Here is a 1,414-nt window from a genome sequence, read left to right on the forward strand (position 1 = left end):
GCTTCCTCGCTATTTAATGTTTAGTTTAAAATCTCATACAGCTGTCAATACTGGGTAGAAACTACGAAAATACCTAGGAGATGATAGCTTTATGAGAGATTTTCAAGAAGATTATAACGTTTTTCAATCTGCTTTAGAAATACCCGAACCGTGGTATGTTTTCCATCATGAATTAGCTAAGAAAGAAAAAACACTTCACATCTATATTGAATACAGGAGAGGCGCCGAATTTTCATGTCCAAATTGCGGGGCACCAGGTTGTAAGGTTCATGACATTCAAGATCAAGATCGTACATGGAGACACCTTGACTTTTGGCAGTATCAAACCATTCTTCATGCAAGAATGCCAAGGGTTAAATGTGAATCATGTGGAAAGATACGTACTGTTATCATTGATTGGGCACGCCCGGGTGGCGGATTTTCCACGCTTTTTGAATATCATGTGTTGTCGTTAATGGTTGAAATGCCCGTTGCCGCAGTGGCACGTAAAGTCGGTGAACATGACACTCGTCTATGGAGAGTTTTCAAACATTACGTTGAGAAAGCCGTTGAAAACATTGATGTATCCAAGGTAAAAAGTGTGGCTATGGATGAAACTTCACGTTCTAAGGGTCATAAATACGTGACATTATTTGTTGATATGGACACCAAACGGGTCATTTTTGTCACACCTGGAAAAGGAGCAGATGTCTTGCAGCAATTCTGCCAATTCCTTGATAGTAAAGGGGTTCCGCGTTCTCAAATCAAAGACTTCTGTTGCGACATGTCTCCATCGTTCATTGCAGGCATTGAAAGGAAATTCCCTGAAGCATCGATTACCTTTGATAAGTTTCATGTCATGAAACTGGTCAACGAAGCATTAGATAAGGTACGCAAGCAAGAACAGGCTACCCAACCAGAACTTAAGAATTCTCGGTATGTTTGGCTTAAAAACGAAGAGAATCTCACTGAAAGCCAACTGGATAAATTCGGCAAACTAAAGGATATGGATTTAGCAACAGGCAGAGCCTACCGTATGAAATTGTCCCTACAGAAAATGTTTACTAGATCTGCTCTTGTTTCCGAGATGTACTTTGATGAATGGTATGATTGGGCTATTCGGTCTCAATTGGAACCGATGATTAAATTGGCTCAATCATTAAAAAACCATAAAGATGGCATTCTGAAATGGTTTGAAACCAAAATGACCAATGGGCTACTCGAGGGAATCAATAGCCTAGTTCAAGCTGCCAAGAGAAAAGCACGCGGATATCGTACTCCGGATAATTTTATCGCCATGATTTACGCAACAGTGAATAAACTCGACTTGATCATGGAATCATGACTATTTTCACCTTTGGTTGCACACAAACAAAAAAGAATGAGTTACAGTTTGGAGCCATGTATCGCTCGCAACCGAACTCATCCCTAGTCC

Annotated in this window: 1 protein-coding gene; it reads left to right on the forward strand. The window is 40.4% G+C overall.

What is annotated here, in order from left to right:
• Positions 1-91 precede the first annotated feature (91 nt).
• Positions 92-1,324 carry an ISL3 family transposase gene (locus MUB24_RS22950; protein ID WP_244708061.1) on the forward strand — a complete coding sequence of 411 codons (1,233 nt, stop codon included), beginning with the start codon at positions 92-94 and terminating at the stop codon, positions 1,322-1,324.
• The last annotated feature ends 90 nt before the right edge of the window (positions 1,325-1,414 follow it).

This window comes from Lederbergia sp. NSJ-179 (assembly GCF_022867885.1).
Taxonomy (GTDB): Bacteria; Bacillota; Bacilli; order Bacillales; family Bacillaceae_C; genus Lederbergia.